Raw genomic sequence first — 19,082 nt, forward strand, 5'->3', positions numbered from 1 at the left:
AAGGATGTTCGGGTGGCGCGAATTCTGACCGCTCTGGGACTGCTGCTCGCTGTCCTGTTGGCGGGCTGCGGCAGTGCGAATCCCCTCGGTGGGGGCAGCATCTCGGGTGATCTCAAGTCGATCGTGGTGGGGTCCGCCGACTTCCCCGAGTCGAAGATCATCGCCGAGATCTATGCGCAGGCATTGGCGGCCAACGGCTTTACCGTCGGCCGTCAGTTCGGCATCGGCAGCCGAGAGACGTACGTCCCTGCGGTGAAGGACCATTCGATCGACCTGATCCCCGAATACACCGGCAATCTCCTGCAGTACTTCGACCCGAAGACCAAGGCCACCGCCGCCGGTGACGTCGAATTGGCGCTCGCGCGAGCGCTTCCGGGCGACCTGTCGATCCTGACTCCCTCGCCGGCCGAGGACACCGACACGGTCGCGGTGTCCGCGGAGACCGCGAAGAAATGGAATCTCAAGACCATCGGTGACCTGGCTCAGCACTCGGCCCAGGTGAAATTCGGTGCCCCATCGGAGTTTCTGCAGCGGACCGAGGGCCTGCCGGGATTGAAAGCCAAGTACGGCCTCGACATCGCACCGTCCAACTTCATCGCCATCAGCGACGGCGGGGGACCGGCCACCGTGCGGGCGCTCGTCGACGGGACCGTCACCGCGGCAGATATTTTCAGCACCTCGCCGGCCATCGTGCAGAACAACCTGGTGGTGCTCGAGGATCCGAAGCACAACTTCCTGGCCGCCAACGTGGTGCCGCTGGTGGCGTCGCAGAAGAAGTCCGATCTGCTCAAGACGGTGCTCGACGGCGTCAGTGCGAAACTCACCACGAAGGCACTGATTGACATGAACACCGCGGTCTCCGGAAACAGCGGCGTCGACGCCGACCAGGCCGCCAGAAAATGGGTCCAGGACAATGGATTCGACAAGCCGGTGAGCCGATGATCACCTTCGACAAGGTCACCAAGAGCTACGGCAGCGCGGTCGCCGTCGACGAACTGAGCCTCGAGATCGCCGAGGGGACACTGTCGGTGTTCGTCGGGCCGTCCGGGTGCGGCAAGACCACCTCCATGCGAATGATCAACCGGATGATCGACCCCACCTCCGGAACCCTGACCGTCGACGGTGCCAACGTCGCCACCGTCGACCCGGTGCGGCTGCGCCTCGGTATCGGCTACGTGCTGCAGAGCGCCGGCCTCATGCCGCACCTCAAAGTGGTGGACAACGTCGCCACCGTGCCGGTCCTCAAAGGCGAATCACGCCGCAGTGCAAGGAAAAAGGCGCTGGGCGTGCTGGAGCGCGTCGGGCTCGACGTCAAGCTCGCCGACCGCTACCCGGCTCAGTTGTCGGGCGGGCAGCAGCAGCGGGTCGGAGTGGCAAGGGCGCTGGCTGCCGACCCGCCGATCCTGCTGATGGACGAACCGTTCAGCGCCGTGGACCCCGTCGTCCGCGAAGATCTGCAGACCGAAATCCTGCGGCTGCAAAGCGATCTGCGCAAGACCATCGTCTTCGTCACGCACGACATCGATGAGGCCGTCAAACTGGGCGACCGCGTCGCGGTGTTCGGACCCGGCGGCACCCTGCAGCAGTACGACGCACCGCAACGCCTGCTGTCCAACCCCGCCAACGAGTTCGTCGCGGGCTTCGTCGGCGCCGACCGCGGCTACCGCGGCCTCCAATTCCGTGACACCGACGGACTGCGGCTCCGCGACATCCGCACCGTCGCCGAACCGGCGGTCGACGCGCTGGATCTGACCGACGGCCAATGGGCCCTGGTCGTCAACGCCGACGGCACCCCCTACGCCTGGATCAATGCCGACGGCGTCGGTCTGCACCGGCACGGAAAGTCCTTGTACGACAGCACCATCGCCGGCGGTTCACTGTTCCGGCCCGACGGCACCCTACGGCTGGCCCTGGATTCGGCGTTGTCGTCCCCGTCCGGGCTGGGCGTGGCGGTCGATGAGCGGGGTCACGTGATCGGCGGTGTGGGCCTCGACGATGTGCTGGCAATCATCAAGAGCCGCAAGGGCGAGCAGTGAAATACCTGCTGACCCACCTGGAAGGGGCGTGGCTGCTCACGCAGATCCACCTGCGGCTGGCTCTGTTGCCGTTGCTCATCGGCGTGCTGATCGCCGTGCCGCTGGGCGCCTATGTGCGCCCGCGGCCGCGGCTGCGCCGATTCAGCACCATCACCGCGAGCATCGTCTTCACCATCCCGTCGCTGGCGCTGTTCGTGGTACTGCCGCTGATCATCCCGACCCGGATTCTCGACGAGGCCAATGTCCTGGTCGCGCTGACGCTCTACACCGTCGCACTGCTGATGCGGACGGTGCCCGAGGCACTCGATGCCGTGCCCGCCGACACCCGGGAAGCGGCCACCGCCATGGGCTACCGGCCGCGTACCCGGTTCTTGAGAGTCGAACTCCCGCTGGCGATTCCGGTCCTCACCGCTGGGATGCGCGTGGTCGCCGTCACGAACATCTCGATGGTGTCGGTCGGTTCGGTGATCGGCATCGGCGGGCTGGGCACCTGGTTCACCGAGGGGTATCAGGCCGACAAGAGCGACCAGATCATCGCCGGCATCATCGCCATCTTCGTGCTGGCGGTGGTCGTCGACCTCGTCATCCTGAGCGCGGGCCGCCTGGCCACCCCGTGGACCCGGGCGAAGGCGCCGGCATGAACTTCCTGCACCAGGCCCTCGCCTACATCTTCACCGCCGCCAACTGGACCGGCCCGGCGGGCCTCGGCATGCGGCTGCTGGAGCACCTGGAGTACACCGGCATCGCGGTGCTGTGCAGTGCGCTCGTCGCCGTCCCCGTGGGCATGTACGTCGGCCACACCGGTCGCGGCACGGCCCTGGTGGTCGGCGGCGTCAACGCCCTGCGCGCCCTGCCCACCCTCGGCGTCCTGCTGCTCGGCGTCCTGCTGTGGGGACTGGGACTGGTGCCGCCGACCGTCGCGCTGATGCTGCTGGGCATTCCGCCGCTGCTGGCCGGGACATATGCCGGCATCGCCAACGTCGATCCGGTGGTCGTCGACGCAGCCCGTGCCATGGGCATGACCGAGCGCCAGGTGCTGCTGCGCGCCGAGGTACCCAACGCCATGCCGCTGATCGTCGGCGGCCTGCGGACCGCGACCCTTCAGGTGGTCGCCACCGCGACCGTCGCCGCGTACGCCAGCCTGGGCGGGCTGGGCCGGTTCCTGATCGACGGCATCAAAGTGCGCCAGTTCTACCTCGCGCTCGTCGGCGCCCTGCTCGTGGCGGCGCTCGCGCTGGCTCTGGACGCCGCCTTGGCGCTGGCTGTGCGGGCGTCGCGGCCCGGTCCGTCCGGAGTTTCGATCGTGACTACGAAGGCGGGCTTCCGTCGCCTACGGTAGACGGGTGAGCGCAGACCAGTCCGATGTCACCGAACCCGCCTGGCCCGCGATTCTGACCTGGCGCGCGCAGGATGTGTCGCGCATGGAGTCGGTCCGGGTCCAGTTGTCCGGCAACAGGATCAAGGCCTACGGCCGGATCGTGGCCGCTGCCACCGAGATTCATCCCGCATTCAGCGCGTCGTATGACCTGGTCACCGACGAGAGCGGCGCAACCAAACGGCTGTCTCTCACCGTCACCCTCGCGCAGCGTGAACGGCAGCTGTCCATCGCGCGTGACGAAGAGAACATGTGGCTGGTGCAGGACCACCAGAACCAGGCCCGGCGCGCCGCCTACAACGGTGCCCTGGACGTCGACGTCGTCTTCAGCCCGTTCTTCAACGCGCTGCCCATCCGGCGTACCGGCCTGCACAACCGCACCGCGTCGGTGTCGCTGCCCGTCGTCTACGTCCGGGTGCCGGATCTGACGGTGGAAGCCGTCACCATCGGCTACACCAGTGCCGGCCCGGGCAAGCCGATCAAGCTGGACTCGCCCGTCGCGGACACCTCGATCACCGTCGACGACGACGGCTTCATCCTCGGCTACCCCGGACTGGCAGAGCGGATCTGATCACGCCGCCGGCGCGGCCCAACGCGGCCAGTTCTTCGCGCCAGCCCTCTTCTCCGATGGTCGTCGCGAGGATCTGCGGGCGCCGGAAGCTGTCGTAACGGACCCGCGCGGCGTGGCCGCTCTCCACGAGCTCGGCCACCGACTGTGCCTCGACCAGTGACGAACGGGCCTGGCTGAGCAGCTCCATCGCCCGGTCGAGCATTGTCGTCAGCTCCGTGGCGTTGGCCTCGCACATGGCCCGGACCAGGTCGGGTGCGGTGGCGGCAACCCGGGTGCCGTCCCGGAACGAACCCGCGGCGAGGGCGAATGCCAGCGGAACCTCACCCGCAGTCGCGGCGAGGGCCTCGGCCAGCAGGTGCGGCAGATGCGAGATCGCGGCGGCCGCGGCGTCGTGTTCGTCGGAGCGCGCGGGCACGATCACCGCGCGGCAGTCCAGCGCCAGATGCATCACCTGGGCCCACACCTGCGGGTCGACGTGGTCGTCCACGCTCACCACCCATGGTGCCCCGGCGAACAGATCGCGGGTGCCCGCCGCCCAGCCGGAATGCGCGGTGCCGGCCATCGGGTGTCCGCCGACGAAGCGGTCGAGCAGGCCGTACTCCTGAACCTGTTGCAGCACATTGCCTTTGACGCTCACCACGTCGGTGAGCGGGCAATCCGGGGCAGTGTCGCGAATGCGCTCGAGCATGATCGGCAGCGCGGGGACCGGCACCGCCAGGACGATGAGCGCATCGCTCGCCGCAGCGCGCTTCAGCGCCGCGCCGAGGTCCTCGGTCGCGTCGAAGCCGTCGGCCGTCGCCGCCCGGACCGCGTCGATCGAGCGGTTGTATCCGAACACCTCGCGGCCCGCGGCCTGCCCGGCCCTCATCAGCGAACCGCCGATGAGTCCCATACCGAGCACACACACCGGAGTTGTCACCTTCCAAGGTTTGCACACGGCCACGGTGGGGTACATACGGGACCGCTGGTCAAGTGGCAGAGTGCGGACTAGCGTTATCCGCATGGGAGTACAGCGCGCGCAGGCACAGCAGCAGGTTGCCGATCTCCCCGACGGTTTCGGGGTCGCGGTCGTCCGGGAGGACGGCGCATGGCGTTGCGTCCCGCTGAAGCGTGCGGCGCTGGTGGACCTGGCCGCCGCCGAGACCGAACTTCGTGAACTGCGTTCCGCCGGGGCGGTTTTCGGCCTCCTGAACGTCGACGACGAGTTCTTCGTCATCGTCCGTCCTGCGCCCTCTGGGGCCCGGCTGTTGCTGTCGGATGCCACCGCGGCGCTGGACTATGACATCGCGGCCGACGTGCTGGAGAAGCTCGACGCCGACCTGAGCCTGGAAGAACTCGAGGAAGACGACCCCTTCGAGGAAGGTGATCTCGGGCTGCTGTCCGACCTGGGCCTGCCCGAGGCGGTGCTCGGCGTGATCCTCGCCGACGACGAGTACGCCGACGAACAACTCAGCCGCATCGCCCAGGAAATGGGCTTCAACGATGAACTCGTGGCGGTATTGGACAAGCTGGGGCGGTGAGCTCCACTAACTGTGGCCCGATTGTCGGCTCCGCCGACGAACGGCTGATCCGGCTGGCGCTGGAGGCCGCCGAACTCGCCGGTGCCGACGACGTGCCGATCGGAGCGGTGGTCTTTTCGGCCGACGGGGTGGAGCTGGCTCGGGCCGCCAATGCCCGCGAATCCCTGGGTGACCCGACCGCGCACGCGGAAATCCTGGCGCTGCGCGCGGCTGCCGCGGTGCACGGCGACGGCTGGCGGCTGGAAGGTGCGACGCTGGCCGTCACCGTCGAGCCGTGCACCATGTGCGCCGGCGCGCTGGTGATGTCCCGGGTGGCCCGCGTGGTGTTCGGGGCGTGGGAACCCAAGACCGGCGCCGTCGGCTCGCTGTGGGACGTGGTCCGCGACCGCCGGCTGACGCACCGGCCCGAGGTACGCGGCGGGGTCCTGGAGGCCGAGTGCGCGGCGCTCATGGAGGGGTTCTTCGCCCGGCAGCGCTGATTTCCTTGCTGTCGCATTAGCGAGTTCCGGCTGAAAGTGCGTGAGTTCAGTCGAAGGGGCGATCGACCTGTTGTGATTGAACTGAGGGACCTCTCGCGGCGGGAAACGGTACCTGGTTTCAGTCAAAGCGGCTTCGAGCGTCCAGTGAATGAAGCTACGGACTTTCTGGCCCGAGGCCCGTGCGGGTAGTCCCAAAGGCACCCCAACTAGAGCTCAGGTCACGGACGCAAGCCTCGTTTCGGCGTCACGCGACCAGCGATTAGGGACTGGGGCCCGGGTTCGGTAAGCTGCCACACGGTGGCGTGTCCGAGCGGCCTAAGGAGCACGCCTCGAAAGCGTGTGTGGGGTAACCCCCCACCGAGGGTTCAAATCCCTCCGCCACCGCCATAGAGCCCCTCACCTGTCACCGCAGGTGAGGGGCTTTTTTGCGACCAGCAGGAGCCCGCCCGCTGAGATCCCGGAAACACAAAGGCCAGGCACCCATCTCGGGTGCCTGGCCTATGTGATCAGGAACTAGCGGCCGAAGGTGAAGGCCGAGCCGCCGTTGACGTTGGAGCCGCCGACCGGGGTCGCGACGCCCGCGCCGGAGTTGGTGCCGGCCTGGACGCCGTCGGGGCCGATCTCACCGGAGGTGCCGGTGTTGAAGCCGCTGCCGCCGACCGGGGTGTTGACGGCCGCGCCGCCGCCGGTACCGCCACCGAACGTCGGGATGAAGTCGGCCGGGGCAGGCGCGGCGAACTCGTTGGCGGCGCCGGCGTTGAAGCCGCTGCCACCGAACGGCGTGTTCACACCCGCGCCGCCGCCGGCGTTGGCGCCGCCGCCGAAGTTCGGGATGAAGTCAGCCGGGTTGGGCACGTTGAAGTCGGTGGACGCACCGGTGTTGAAGTTGCTGCCGCCGAGCGGGGTGTTGATCGCCGCGCCGGTGTTGGTGTCGAAGCCCGCACCACCGAAGCCGGCGTCGGTGCCCGTGGCGGTGTTGAACTCACCGCCGCCGAGCGGCGTGTTCACACCGGCGCCGCCGCCCGCGTTGCTGGAGGCATCGAAGGGGTGCCAGAAGGGGTTCTCCACGCCGAAGCCGGCGCCGCCACCGGCGTTGCCGTTGCCGATCGGGGTAGCGACCGCGGCGCCGGTTTCACCGGAAACCTCGTCGTCGGCCCAAGCCGGGGCCGCGACGGCGAGCGGGACCAGCGCCAGGGCCGATGCCGCAGCAAATCCGATCAAACGTCCTGAGTTGCGCATTAGTGATACTCCAATCATGGTTCTCTCGCGTGTGGCCAGGTGAACCTACTGGGTCGTACTCGGTTCCTCCGACCACTACCCTGGTATCGCCGGCCACGGCGCATCCGTTACAGCAGTGAACCAGCTGGTTAACACGCCATGATTTGCTGTCAGTCTCGATTTGATCACTCGTGCTGTGAATATGCTGGCAGTTGACGCTGGCGCCGGTCTTGCTGGCGGGCGGCCCGCTAGTCGTCGAGCAAAACCGCGGCCTCGTACCAGTGGCACAGCAGCAACGCCATCTCGACGTCCAGCCGGTCGTCGCCGAGCGGCCGTCCCCGCCGTTCCAGCGCCCGCCCGACGCGGTACTTGACGGTGTTGAAATGCACCACCAACTCGTCGGCCGCGGCTGTGTAGCTACCGCCGTGTCGCAGGAACACCTGCAAGGTCTCCCGCAGCCGGGCGTCATTGGCACCGGTCCCGGCCAGTGGCCCGAGGACCGTGTGGACGAACTCCCGTGCGTCATCCTGGTTCTCGCCCAGCAGCGCGGCCGCGGCAAAGCCCGGGTCATCGGCCGCGGTGACACCCGTCAGGTCCGCCGTCACCGCGACACTGTGCGCGCGCAGGGCCTGCCGGTGCGACCGGCGGAAGCCGTCGACGCCCGGCAGCGGGGTGCCGACGGCGACGGCAGGGGCGCTCGGCTGGGAGTCCGTGAACTGTCGCAGCTGTGCGGACGCGCCGTCCGCGGTGGCGCCCGACAACGGCAGCCAGCCCCAGCCGGTCCGCTGATCGGCGGCCAGGAACAGCGGACTTCCCTGGGTGCCGACATGATCGGCGGCCGCGCGCAGGAACTGTTCGAGTCTGGCCAGCGCGTCGTCGTGCCCGGTGACCTGGCCACTACCCGCGGGCCACCACAGCACCACGGCCAGATGATGGCGGCGCATCGGATAGCGGATCGCGGCCGTGACGGCTTCGGGGTCGGAGTCGTTGCCGGACAACACTTCCCGCACCCGCAGCGCCTGTGTGCTGTTGCGGTTGGCGAGCCAGCGGTCGCGCTCGTCCTCGTAGACCGTGACGACCTGCTGTGAAATCCAGTCGATGTAGCGGAACGTCACCGACGTCATGCGCTCGTAGATGGCCAGGCAGGTCTGGGGCGCGAACCCGGCGCGGTTGATCTCCTCGGCCGCGACGTCGAGCACGAGCGCGTGGCCGATGCGGTAGGCACGCGTGAGGGCGTTCATCGGTACCCCGCGCTGCGCGAGCCGGCGCGCGTACTCGAGGGCAGCGGTGGGCGCTTCGATGTTTTCCAGAGATATGTCGTAGCGCAGCGCGTGGAAGATGGTCTCGACATTGCCGCCGACACTGGCGCGGAGCAGTTCGATGATCTCGGGGTCGCCGCGCAGTTCGGTGATATCGCTGGCCAGACGGTGCCCGACGGAGCGCGCGACCTCGGCCTGGCGCGCGATGAGGCGGGTCATGATCGTGGTGTTGGCCTCGCTGACCGCCGGATCCATGTGCCGACTGTAGAGCCAGAGTTTGTGTCGAGCGTACAAATCGGCCGACAAAGTTGATCGGCGCACGACGGAGTGGTGCACACCACAAACTCCTACTTTTATGACATGAACCTCGCCACCCTGCCCGACCGTCGCGCTGCCGCGGCGCCCCACGCGCCGGCCGTCGCGGACGACCAGACCGACCTCGACAACGCCGCATTTCTCGATGCCGTTCAGCGCGCCGCCGGGGCGCTGCATCAGCGCGGTGTGCGCACCGGCGACGTCGTCGGCATCATGCTCCCGAACCGCGCGGCCTTCGTCGTCGCGCTGTTCGCCACCTGGCGGCTCGGCGCCGTCGCGACGCCCATCAGCCCGACCCTGGTACCCGCCGAAGTCGCCTACCAGGTGACCGACGCCGGCGCGGCCGTGCTCGTCGTCGACCGTGACGTCGACTCCGACGTCACCGTGCTGCACGTCGACGACATGGATGGCGAGCCCCGCACCGCCGATCCCGTGGCCGGCAACGACGATGACCTGGCCCTGCTGATCTACACCAGCGGCACGACCGGACGGCCCAAGGGCGTCATGCTCGACAACGCCAACCTGAATGCCATGTGCGCCATGGTGATCGAGGGCTTCGAGCTGACCGACGCCGACCACAGCCTGCTCATCCTGCCGCTGTTCCACGTGAACGGCATCGTCGTCAGCGTGCTGTCGCCGCTGCTCGCGGGTGGTCGCACCACCATCGCCGGCCGGTTCAACCCGGCGACCTTCTTCGCCCGACTGGAATCCAGCCGCGCCACCTACTTCTCCGCGGTGCCAACCATTTACACCATGCTGCTGGGCCTGCCGCCCGAGGTGCAGCCCGACACCTCCGCGGTGCGGTTCGCCGTGTGTGGCGCCGCGCCGGCCAGCATCGAACTGCTGGAGGGTTTCGAAAAGCGTTACGGCATCCCACTGATCGAGGGCTACGGACTGTCCGAGGGATCGTGCGCCAGCACCGGCAACCCGCTGAACGGGCCCCGCAAGGTCGGCACCGTCGGAATTCCGTTGCCGGGTCAGGAGATTCGCATCGTCGACCTCGCCGGCGCCGAAGTGCCCCAGGGGGAACTCGGCGAGGTGGTGATCAAGGGACCCAACGTGATGCGCGGCTACCTGAACCGTCCCGAGGAGACCGAGAAGACCCTCAAGGATGGCTGGCTGCACACCGGCGACGTCGGCCGGTTCGACGAGGACGGGTACTTGGTCCTGGTCGACAGGGCCAAGGACATGATCATCCGCGGCGGCGAGAACATCTACCCCAAAGAGATCGAGACCGTCGTACACCAGGTCGCCGGCGTCGCCGAGGCCGCGGTGGTCGGACGCGCAAGCGGGCTCTACGGCGAAGAGCCCGTACTGTTCGTCTCCGCGCATCCGGGGGCCGAACTCGACGTCGACAACATCACCGCGCACCTGCAGGCGTCACTGTCGAAATACAAACTGCCCGTGGATATCACGGTCCTGGAGACGCTGCCGAAGAACCCCGTCGGCAAGATCGACAAGCCGTCCCTGCGCAAAACCCTCACCGCCGCCGATCCGCGAATCTAGCCTGATACCAGCAAAGGAGCTCACCTCATGGGATTCATCGAACCGACCTTGCCCAAGGTCGACCTGGAAGAGTTTCTCCGCATGCCGCTGCAGGAGCGGCTCCGCATCATGTGCCTCAAGTGGGTGGACGAAGGGTACGGCGCACCGCGCATGATCCACGTCCTCTACATCCTCAAACTCACGGTCTTCTACGCCATCGGTGGTGTCACGATCGCGACCGCGACATCACACCTGCCGGCGTTCTGGCACGTCTCGCAGTGGTGGGACCAGCCGATCGTGTACCAGAAGGTGATCCTGTGGACGGTCCTGCTGGAACTCGTCGGATTCGCCGGCTCCTGGGGACCGCTGGCCGGCAAGACCAAGCCGATGACGGGCGGGTTCCGATTCTGGGCCAAGCCCAACACCATTCGGCTGCGGCCGTGGAAGGCGGTGCCGTTCACGAACGGCGACCGGCGAACCTGGTTCGACATCGTCGTGTACGTCGCCCTGATGGCCACCGTGCTCATCGCCTTGGTGCTGCCCGGCGTGCCCAGTGAATCGCTGTCGAAAGCGTTGCCCGACAACACCTCCGGACTGGTCAACCCAGCGCTGTTCATTGCACCGATCATCCTGTTCGTGCTGATCGGCCTGCGGGACAAGACGATCTTCCTCGCCGGCCGTGGCGAGCAGTACCTGCCGGCGCTGATCTTCTTCGCCACGCTGCCGTTCGTCAACATGATCATCGCCGGCAAGCTGCTGATCGGCACCGTCTGGATCTGGGCCGGGGTCTCGAAATTCGGCCTGCACTTCACCAACGTCATTCCGCCGATGGTGAGCAACAGCCCCGCCATCCCGTTCAAGTGGCTCAAGCGGGCCCACTACCGCAACTTCCCCGAGGACCTGCGGCCGTCGCACCTGGCCACCTTCATGGCGCACGGGCCGGGCAGCATCGTGGAAATCGCTGCGCCGCTGGCACTTCTGTTCTCGCCGTGGCCGTGGCTGTCCATCGCGGCCGCCGCCATCATGGTCAGCTTCCACCTGTTCATCATCTCGACGTTCCCGCTGGCGGTACCGGTGGAATGGAACGTGCTGTTCGCGTACGCCACCATCTTCCTGTTCCTGGGCTTCCCCAACGGGGACGGCTACGCGGTGTGGGACATGAACCCGGGCTGGCTGGCCATCGTGCTCGCCGCGGCGCTGTCGTTCTTCCCGATCCTGGGTAACCTGCGCCCCGACCTCGTGTCGTTCCTGCCGGCCATGCGCCAGTACGCCGGCAACTGGGCGTCGGCGGTGTGGACCTTCACACCCGGTGCCGAGCAGAAGCTCAACCGCGTCACCCGGTCGTCGCCCAACTCGGCCGACCAGTACGTCGCCTTCGGATGGGACCCGCTGACCGCCGAAGTGTTCACCCAGCAGGTGACGGCGTGGCGGGCCATGCACAGCCAGGGCCGCGGTTTGTACTCTGTGCTGCTGAAATGCCTGCCCGACATCGACACCCGCACCGTGCGCGAAGGCGAGATGTCCTGCAACACCATCATCGGCTTCAACTTCGGTGACGGGCACCTGCACAATGAAGACCTGATCCGGGCTATCCAGTCAGAGGCGCAGTTCGAGCCGGGCGAGTTCGTCATTGCCTGGGTGGAGTCGCAGCCTATCCACAAGATGACGCAGGAGTACAAGGTGATCGACGCGGCACTGGGCGTCATCGAGCGCGGCACGTGGAATGTGAAGGACCTGGTCGACGAGCAGCCGTGGCTGCCCAACGGCCCGATCCCGCTCAACGTCACGTGGCAGCGGGCGGGAGTCCTGCAGTGATGAGGGGCCAGCGGGTAGCGAAGGCGGATCGCGCATGAGTAATGCGGTTGTGGTCGGCGCCGGGCCCAACGGACTCGCCGCCGCCATCACCTTGGCCGCCAACGGAATCAACGTCACGGTGCTGGAGGCCACCGACCGCATCGGCGGCGGCATCCGCTCCAGCGAGTACGTCCTACCGGGCCTGGTGTTCGACGACTGCGCCGCCATCCATGTGATGCCGGCGGGCTCCAGGTTCATCAAGGACCTCGGCCTGGATCGCCATGGCCTGCAGTGGAAGTGGACCGACATCGACTGCGTCCACCCGCTCGACGACGGCTCCGCCGGCGCCCTCTACCGCTCGGTCGAGACCACAGCCGCCGGGCTCGGGACCGACGGACCACGGTGGAAAATGCTGTTCGGTGGACCGTCGCGCCGGTTCGACGCCCTGTCCGAGGACATCATGGGCCCGCTGCTGCGGGTGCCGCGACATCCGTTGGGGCTCGCCAGGTTCGGGGCGCCGACGGTGCTGCCCGCGGCAGCGCTGGCCCGCGTCTTCCGGACACCGCAGGCGCGTGCGCTGTTCGGAGGTGTTGCCGCACATACCTTTCAGCCGCTGCACCACCCGTTGACCTCGGCGATCGGGCTGGGCATCATCACTGCCGGGCACGCCAACGGCTGGCCGGTGGCCGCCGGGGGATCACAGGCGATCACCAACGCCCTCGAGGCGGTGCTGACCGAGTTGGGCGGCAAGATCGAGACGGGCGTGCGGATCACCGCTGCATCCCAGTTGCCGCCCGCCGACATCACCGTCTTCGACCTGTCGCCGACTGCCATTGCCGGGATCCTCGGAGACCGGCTGCCGGCGCGCGTGCGGCGCGCCTTCGATCGGTTCCGTTACGGCCCAGGCGCTTTCAAGGTCGACTTCGCGGTGGAGGGCGATGTGCCGTGGACCAACGTGGCGGCCCGCCGGGCCGGTACCGTGCATTTGGGCGGTGACTTCGCCGAGATCGCCACGACCGAACGGGACATCCACGCGGGCCGGATGCCGCAGCGTCCCTTCGTCTTGGCGTTCCAGCAGTACCTGGCCGACCCGGAGCGCTCGGTCGGCACTGTCAATCCGGTGTCGGCGTATGCGCATGTGCCCAATGGCTACAGCGGCGACGCCACCGAGGCGATCATCGCGCAGATCGAGCGGTTCGCCCCCGGATTCCGCGATCGCATCGTCGGACAGGCCGTGCGGTCCACCACCGAGATGTCGGTCTACAACACCAATTACGTGGGTGGCGACATCAACACCGGCGCCAAGGACATCCGGCAGCTGGCCTTCGGGCCGCGAACCACGCTCTCGCCGTACACCATCGGTGTCCCGGGCATGTACATCTGCTCGGCGGCCACGCCACCGGGACCGGGTGGGCACGGCATGTGCGGGGCCAATGCCGCGACCGTCGCCTTGGCGCGGTGGGGACGCTAGCTATACGTTCACCGCGACGGTGTGCATCTCCCAGACCAGAATTTCGGCGCCCTCGTCGGCCGCGGTGATGCGTTGTCCGCCGCTCGCGGTGAGTCGCACGGCGTCACCGCGATACAGCGGACCGGAGCCTTCGAATTCGGCCTGCCCGCGGGTGACGAAGACGTGGCCGTACGGTGCGTCCGGCACCTGCACCGCGTGACCGGCATCCAACCGTGCGACGTGCAGCGCGGCATAGCTGTTGCCGAAGGTGATCGCGGCGTCGTCCCGGTACTTGCGCATGCCAGAAGCCATGGGAATCAACGCATTTCCGGCGAGTGCTGTGGAGATGTCGGCTTCCTGATAGCTGGGTGCACCGCCGAGTTCCTCGGGCGGAATCCACATCTGGACGACCCGCAGCGGCCGGCGTTCCTGCCGCCCGGCGCCGTTGCGCTCCGAATGCCGCAGGCCGGTGCCCGCGCTCATCCGCTGGGCCAGGCCCGGATAGATGGTGCTCTCGTTGCCCAACGAATCCTTGTGTACCAGTGAGCCTTCGAGCACCCAGGTGATGATCTCCATATCCCGGTGGTCGTGCGCGTCGAAGCCCTCACCGGGGTCGACAGTGTCGTCGTTGTTGATCATCAGCAGGCCGTGCGCGTTGGCCGCCAGATCGAAGTTACCGGTCGCCGGGAACGACTGCCACGATTCCAGCCACTCGTTGCGCCAGTGCCAGCGTTCGTCAGCGCGGATGACGCGAATTGCTGAAGTCACCGCTCAATTCTGGCAGGCGTGGGTCGGATGCGGGGTGCACCATGGACGCATGAGCCGCCGGCTGCTGTGGGCACTGAGTGCCGTCATGCTCGTCTTCGCGCTGCCGGCGCTCGCCGGCTGCGGCACGCACCCGGCCTCCGGTGCCCCGACAAACGCGTCGAGTCAGTCGGTGCAGTCCGGTGGCCTGACCCGCACCTTCCACCTCTACCGGCCCGACGGGCTCAGCGGCCCGGCGCCGCTGGTCGTCATGCTGCACGGCGGGTACGGCGACGGGGCGCAGGCCGAGCGCGCCTACAACTGGGACGCCGAGGCCGACGCCGGCCGGTTCGTCGTCGCCTATCCCGACGGCATGGATCGCGCCTGGAACGCCGGGACCTGTTGCGGGATACCGAAGAACCGCGACATCGACGACGTCGGGTTCATCACCGCCATGGTCGGTGCGATCGAAGCGCAGCTGCCCATCGATCCGGCCCGGGTCTACGTCGCCGGGATGTCCAACGGCGCGATGATGGCGCTGCGCCTCGCGTGCCAGACGGACCTGTTCGCCGCGGTCGCCCCCGTCGCCGGGACGCTGTTGACCGACTGTTCGCACGCCGCACCGACCTCGGTGCTGCAGATCCACGGGACCGCCGACGACCGCGTCCCGTTCGACGGCGGGCCGGGCAAGGCCCGGACGCTCACCGGTGCGCCCAACGTCGACGGGCCGTCGGTGCCCGCGGTAAACGCGACGTGGCGGGGCATCGACGCGTGCGGTGCTCCGGTGACATCGACTGCCGGCGCCGTGACGACACAGGCCGCCGACTGTCCCGGCGGCCGCACCGTCGAACTCATCAGCATCGCCGGCGCCGGCCATCAGTGGCCCGGCGGCGTCCCGAGCCCGTTGGCGCAACGACTTGGCGACCTGCCGCCGCCGTCGACGGCGCTGAACGCGACCGACGTCATCTGGCGGTTCTTCGACGCGCATCATCGCTGAAACCACGCCGGTGTACGGAATGTCGAATGGGCACACGCAAAATCCCCAGATTGTCCGAGCGTTGAACTGTGTCCCGGCGCACACTAGGGCCGTGACCGCCGACGGTGAGGTGAGATGAGCAGACATTGGCGGGTTGCCCTCGTCCAGGCCAGCCCACTGCAGGGCGACGACCCGGTGGCCGAACTGACTGCGGAGCTCGCGGCGATCCGCGCTGAGCACCCGGACACCCAGATGGTGGTCTTCCCCGAGATTCACCTGCTCGGCGCGAGCGACGGCGCCGACGACCCTGCGGCCTATTTCGACGCGGTTGCCGAGCCGCTCACCGGACCGCTCGCGCAGCGGCTCGGCGCCGTGGCCGCCGACGCCGGCGTCTGGCTGGTGCCCGGTTCGATCGCCGAGCGCGGCGACGACGGCCGGGTCTACAACACCGCTCTCGTCTTCGACCCCGACGGTCGTCTGGTCTCGTCGTACCGCAAGGTGTTCCCGTGGCGCCCGCACGAACCGTGGGCGTCCGGCGCCGGTTTCACGACCTTCGATGTACCCGGTGTCGGCCGAATGGGCGTCAACATCTGTTACGACAGCTGGTTCCCCGAGGCGACCCGGCAGATCGCGTGGCTCGGCGCGGAGGTCGTGTTCAACATCGTCAAGACGACGTCCGACGACCGCGCGCAGGAACTCGTCCTGGCCCGCGCCAACGCGATCACGAACCAGATCTACTACCTCAGCGTCAACGCCGCCGGGCCACTCGGGCGCGGGCAGAGCATCTACGTCGGACCCGAGGGTGAGGTACTTGCTGAGGCAGCCCACGCCGAGCCGGAGGTCACGTATCTGACGATCGACCTCGACCGGGTGACGGCGGTGCGGACCCATGGCACCGCCGGGGTCAACCGGGTGTGGGAACAGCTGCACGCCGATGACGACCCCATCGAACTGCCCGTCTACGGCGGCCAGCTCGTGCAACAGCGGTGGCAGCCGCAGACCGTCAACCCCGAAGGACGCTCATGACCGAAACCGCGCAGCAGACCGACGAGGCCGGCCACCTCAACGCCACCCTCGGCCTGGGTGGCGTGACGCTGTTCGGCCTCGCCTACATGGCGCCGATCATCGTCCTGGGCATCTTCGGCGTGATCGCCGAGGCGTCCGCGGGCGCCAGCGCGGGTTCCTATCTGCTGGCCACCGTGGCCATGCTGTTCACCGCCGCGAGCTACGCGAAGATGTCGGTGCACTATCCGGTCGCGGGCTCGTCGTACACCTACGTCCGCAAGGCGCTGGATTCGCGGCTCGGGTTCCTGGTCGGCTGGACGATCCTGCTCGACTACCTGTTCCTGCCGCTGGTCATCTGGTTGATCGGCGCCGCGTACCTGACCGGTGAATTCCCGTCGGTACCGGCGTGGGTGTGGATCGTGCTCTTCATCGTTCTGACGACCGCGCTGAACATCCTCGGACTCAAGGTGGCCGACAAGGCCAATCTGGTCCTGATGGCCCTGCAGTTCCTGGTGATCGCCCTGTTCGTCGGTTTCGCGGTGGCCCACATGGTCTCTCACCACGGCGCCGGCTCGCTGCTGTCCGGCACACCGTTCAGCGGCACCGGCGGTTTCTCCGCGATCGCCGCGGGCGCGGCCATCGCGGCGTACTCGTTCCTCGGGTTCGACGCCGTCAGCACGCTCACCGAGGACACCAAGAATCCGCAGCGCAACATCCCGCGCGCCATCATGCTCGTCGCGCTCATCGGCGGCGTGGTCTTCGTCGCGGTCGCCTACGTCCTGACGCTCGTCCAGCCTGGCGGCACGTTCACGAATGCCGATTCGCTCGCCGCCGACACCGCCCGGACCATCGGCGGGGCGCTGTTCGCCGCGTTCTTCGTGACCGGTCTGATCATCGGCCAGTTCACCTCGGGCCTGGCCGCGCAGGCCAGCGTGTCCCGGCTGCTGTACGCGATGGGCCGAGACTCGGTGTTGCCCAAGAAGTTCTTCGGCAAGCTGTCGCCCCGGTTCTTCACGCCCGTCTTCAACATCGTGCTGTGCGGGCTGATCGGCCTGGGGGCGGTGTTCCTCAGCGTCGCGACGTCGACGTCGTTCATCAACTTCGGCGCCTTCACCGCCTTCACGCTCGTGAACCTGTCGGTGATCGGCTACTTTGTCCGGCATCGCCACGAGAAGCGACTGAATCCCTTGACGTACGTGGCGATTCCGTTGATCGGCGCGATCGTCGACGTCTACCTGCTCACCCAACTCGGCAGTGCGGCACTGACTCTCGGGGTGATCTGGATGGCGATCGGCGTGGTGTACCTACTGGTCCTCACCCGCGGTCTGCGGGTCCCGCCGCCGGAGCTGTCACTGGCTGAGTAGGCGTGCGCTGTTCCTCTCGAGCGGGGCGCAGTGGACGTCGAACCGCCGCGCGACGGTATCCAGGGTGCGCTGCAGGTGCGGACGCCGACGGCGGTGGGTTGCCAGGAACTGGGCCGTCCCGACGAGCTGACGTGGCATCGGATACCACTTCGCGAAGTCCAGCCCGCAGTCCTGAAAAACCTTGGCGGGCAAAGCATCCGTCAAGAGGCTGAGATTGTGCAGCGCCAGCGTCATCAAGGTGTGGGGGAACACCGCGTTGCACTTGCGCCGCAGGTCGATCATGTCGAGCTCGTAGAGCGGCACCTCGGTGAGTTGGCCGGTGAACATCAGATGGGGCAGGAAGTAGCCCATGAACGTCGTCAGATGCAGTGTCGCCGCCCTGCTGTTCAATGACAGCACCCGGCCGCTGGGCGACGCGTAGGGCTCGTACGGCCCCGAACGCTTCAGCAGGTACCCGGTGCAGTTGACGATCCAGCTGTCCGGATCGATCTCCCGGACGGCGCCGCTGCGCAACTGCAGTTCGGTCCGCCCGTCGCGATCGACGGCATCCACGAAATGGTCCATGACAATGTCGGCCAGACCGGCGGCGATGGCGTCGCGCTCCGCCGTCGACAACAACCCGAGCAGGAAATTGCCGGTCTCGGGCGTCACCCACACCCCGCAGCGTTCCCGCCAGCGGCGGGCCACTTCTTCTTCGTTGGTGCCGTCGAACAGCCGCGTCAGGTCGTCGACCAAGGCATTGAACGTCAGTCCACCCCACCATCGCTTGCCGCCGGTCGGGAACAGGCGGTCGCGGTGCGCGAAGTAGGTTCCCGAACCGGCCAGCAGATTCACCTCGCGTCCGGGGTGACGGGTGATCAGTGCGTACGCGGTGTCCATCGCGGTCTTGCCGCTGCCGATCACCCACACCGGCGCGCCGCTGGCGTCGATGTCACCGCCGCGCATGTCGCAGTAGTTCGGTGACACCGAGTGGACGCTGGTGCTGGACACCGGCAGCGGGTCGTTCGGTTCGACGTCGGCTGCGGTGGCCTTGATCAGATGCTTGGCTTCGATGACCATGCTCCGGCCGTCGTCGGAAGCACATTGGATGCGGACCACGCCGTCGGCCTCGGCATCGGATTGCATTGTCCAGCCGTAATATTCGTCCACCGCGATGCGCCGGCGCAGCACGTCGAGGCAATGGTCGAAGTGCGCCAGCACTTCGTGTTTGGTGGCCAGGTGCGACGGTTCGGCGCCCAGTGTCCACCCGATGTTCCCGACGGTGAAGAACGGGTGTGGCTGGTGCAGGCGCACGTAGTCGTAGGTGTCGACCCACATGCCGCCCGGTCGGTGCCGACGGTCCAGCAGGATCACCCGCTGACCCGGCGACAGGTACTGGGAGGTGGTGAAAAGGGCGTTCAGACCGGCGATTCCGGCCCCGACGATGCAGACGTCGCAGCGCTGGATTCCAGGTCCGGTGGTGTCGTTGCCCATGAGGCCTCCTTGTTCCTT

Annotated in this window: 18 protein-coding genes and 1 tRNA gene; 14 read left to right on the forward strand and 5 right to left on the reverse strand. The window is 67.6% G+C overall.

What is annotated here, in order from left to right; genetic code table 11:
• Positions 1-12: 12 nt before the first annotated feature.
• Genes ACJH6I_RS09245 through ACJH6I_RS09265 form a run of 5 tightly spaced genes read left to right on the forward strand, consistent with a single transcriptional unit; the run spans position 13 to position 3,982 of the window.
• Positions 13-942: an ABC transporter substrate-binding protein gene (locus ACJH6I_RS09245; RefSeq protein WP_318983936.1), complete on the forward strand. Its 930-nt coding sequence runs from the start codon at positions 13-15 to the stop codon at positions 940-942.
• On the forward strand, positions 939-2,036 hold the full coding sequence (locus tag ACJH6I_RS09250) for an ABC transporter ATP-binding protein (RefSeq protein ID WP_318983935.1): 1,098 nt from the start codon (positions 939-941) through the stop codon (positions 2,034-2,036). The genes ACJH6I_RS09245 and ACJH6I_RS09250 overlap by 4 nt, the downstream gene beginning before the upstream one ends.
• Positions 2,033-2,677 carry an ABC transporter permease gene (locus ACJH6I_RS09255; protein WP_318983934.1) on the forward strand — a complete coding sequence of 215 codons (645 nt, stop codon included), beginning with the start codon at positions 2,033-2,035 and terminating at the stop codon, positions 2,675-2,677. The genes ACJH6I_RS09250 and ACJH6I_RS09255 overlap by 4 nt, the downstream gene beginning before the upstream one ends.
• Positions 2,674-3,375, forward strand: coding sequence for an ABC transporter permease (locus ACJH6I_RS09260; protein WP_406783999.1), 702 nt, complete (start codon positions 2,674-2,676; stop codon positions 3,373-3,375). Before ACJH6I_RS09255 ends, ACJH6I_RS09260 begins: the two co-directional genes overlap by 4 nt.
• A gap of 4 nt (positions 3,376-3,379) precedes the next feature.
• A complete protein-coding gene (locus tag ACJH6I_RS09265) occupies positions 3,380-3,982 on the forward strand; it encodes a putative glycolipid-binding domain-containing protein (RefSeq protein WP_212807425.1) in 603 nt (200 codons plus the stop codon).
• On the opposite strand, the gene ACJH6I_RS09270 is transcribed toward ACJH6I_RS09265, so the two are convergent.
• Complete coding sequence (locus ACJH6I_RS09270) at positions 3,945-4,889, reverse strand: prephenate dehydrogenase (RefSeq protein ID WP_318984278.1); 945 nt, start codon at positions 4,887-4,889, stop codon at positions 3,945-3,947. The genes ACJH6I_RS09265 and ACJH6I_RS09270 overlap by 38 nt on opposite strands.
• Before the next feature lie 94 nt (positions 4,890-4,983).
• On the opposite strand from ACJH6I_RS09270, the gene ACJH6I_RS09275 reads away from it, so the two are divergent.
• From ACJH6I_RS09275 to ACJH6I_RS09285, 3 genes are all read left to right on the forward strand, one after another.
• A complete protein-coding gene (locus tag ACJH6I_RS09275) occupies positions 4,984-5,502 on the forward strand; it encodes a tRNA adenosine deaminase-associated protein (RefSeq protein WP_318983932.1) in 519 nt (172 codons plus the stop codon).
• A gap of 20 nt (positions 5,503-5,522) precedes the next feature.
• Positions 5,523-5,981, forward strand: coding sequence for a nucleoside deaminase (locus ACJH6I_RS09280; protein WP_293012475.1), 459 nt, complete (start codon positions 5,523-5,525; stop codon positions 5,979-5,981).
• A 296-nt stretch (positions 5,982-6,277) separates the two neighbouring features.
• A tRNA-Ser gene (locus ACJH6I_RS09285) sits at positions 6,278-6,368 on the forward strand.
• Between the two features lie 126 nt (positions 6,369-6,494).
• Here the strand turns inward: ACJH6I_RS09285 and ACJH6I_RS09290 are convergent.
• Together ACJH6I_RS09290 and ACJH6I_RS09295 are read right to left on the reverse strand one after the other, a co-directional pair.
• Positions 6,495-7,220, reverse strand: a complete 726-nt coding sequence (locus ACJH6I_RS09290; protein ID WP_346415886.1) for a hypothetical protein — start codon at positions 7,218-7,220, stop codon at positions 6,495-6,497.
• 227 nt (positions 7,221-7,447) lie between these two features.
• A complete protein-coding gene (locus ACJH6I_RS09295; RefSeq protein ID WP_318983930.1) occupies positions 7,448-8,713 on the reverse strand; it encodes a helix-turn-helix domain-containing protein in 1,266 nt (421 codons plus the stop codon).
• A gap of 105 nt (positions 8,714-8,818) precedes the next feature.
• On the opposite strand from ACJH6I_RS09295, the gene ACJH6I_RS09300 reads away from it, so the two are divergent.
• The 3 genes from ACJH6I_RS09300 to ACJH6I_RS09310 are packed head-to-tail and all read left to right on the forward strand — an operon-like array spanning position 8,819 to position 13,523.
• Positions 8,819-10,279, forward strand: a complete 1,461-nt coding sequence (locus tag ACJH6I_RS09300; protein ID WP_212807422.1) for a class I adenylate-forming enzyme family protein — start codon at positions 8,819-8,821, stop codon at positions 10,277-10,279.
• 27 nt (positions 10,280-10,306) lie between these two features.
• Entirely contained in the window at positions 10,307-12,073 is a 1,767-nt protein-coding gene (locus tag ACJH6I_RS09305) for a DUF3556 domain-containing protein (RefSeq protein WP_212807421.1), read from the forward strand.
• A 34-nt stretch (positions 12,074-12,107) separates the two neighbouring features.
• Positions 12,108-13,523 carry an NAD(P)/FAD-dependent oxidoreductase gene (locus tag ACJH6I_RS09310; RefSeq protein ID WP_318983929.1) on the forward strand — a complete coding sequence of 472 codons (1,416 nt, stop codon included), beginning with the start codon at positions 12,108-12,110 and terminating at the stop codon, positions 13,521-13,523.
• Here ACJH6I_RS09310 and ACJH6I_RS09315 read toward each other — a convergent pair whose 3' ends face one another.
• On the reverse strand, positions 13,524-14,270 hold the full coding sequence (locus tag ACJH6I_RS09315; RefSeq protein WP_212807419.1) for a pirin family protein: 747 nt from the start codon (positions 14,268-14,270) through the stop codon (positions 13,524-13,526).
• Between the two features lie 49 nt (positions 14,271-14,319).
• On the opposite strand from ACJH6I_RS09315, the gene ACJH6I_RS09320 reads away from it, so the two are divergent.
• From ACJH6I_RS09320 to ACJH6I_RS09330, 3 genes are all read left to right on the forward strand, one after another.
• The gene (locus tag ACJH6I_RS09320) at positions 14,320-15,243 is read left to right on the forward strand and encodes a PHB depolymerase family esterase (RefSeq protein ID WP_212807418.1); all 924 of its coding nucleotides are present in this window, start codon (positions 14,320-14,322) and stop codon (positions 15,241-15,243) included.
• A 114-nt stretch (positions 15,244-15,357) separates the two neighbouring features.
• Positions 15,358-16,248: a carbon-nitrogen hydrolase family protein gene (locus tag ACJH6I_RS09325; RefSeq protein WP_212807417.1), complete on the forward strand. Its 891-nt coding sequence runs from the start codon at positions 15,358-15,360 to the stop codon at positions 16,246-16,248.
• Positions 16,245-17,591, forward strand: coding sequence for an APC family permease (locus ACJH6I_RS09330; RefSeq protein WP_212807416.1), 1,347 nt, complete (start codon positions 16,245-16,247; stop codon positions 17,589-17,591). The genes ACJH6I_RS09325 and ACJH6I_RS09330 overlap by 4 nt, the downstream gene beginning before the upstream one ends.
• On the opposite strand, the gene ACJH6I_RS09335 is transcribed toward ACJH6I_RS09330, so the two are convergent.
• A complete protein-coding gene (locus ACJH6I_RS09335) occupies positions 17,577-19,064 on the reverse strand; it encodes an FAD-dependent oxidoreductase (RefSeq protein ID WP_212807415.1) in 1,488 nt (495 codons plus the stop codon). The two genes, ACJH6I_RS09330 and ACJH6I_RS09335, sit on opposite strands and share 15 nt — an antisense overlap.
• Positions 19,065-19,082 lie beyond the last annotated feature (18 nt).

It is taken from the genome of Mycobacterium sp. SMC-13 (genome assembly GCF_045311035.1).
In the GTDB taxonomy this organism is placed as follows: Bacteria; Actinomycetota; Actinomycetes; order Mycobacteriales; family Mycobacteriaceae; genus Mycobacterium.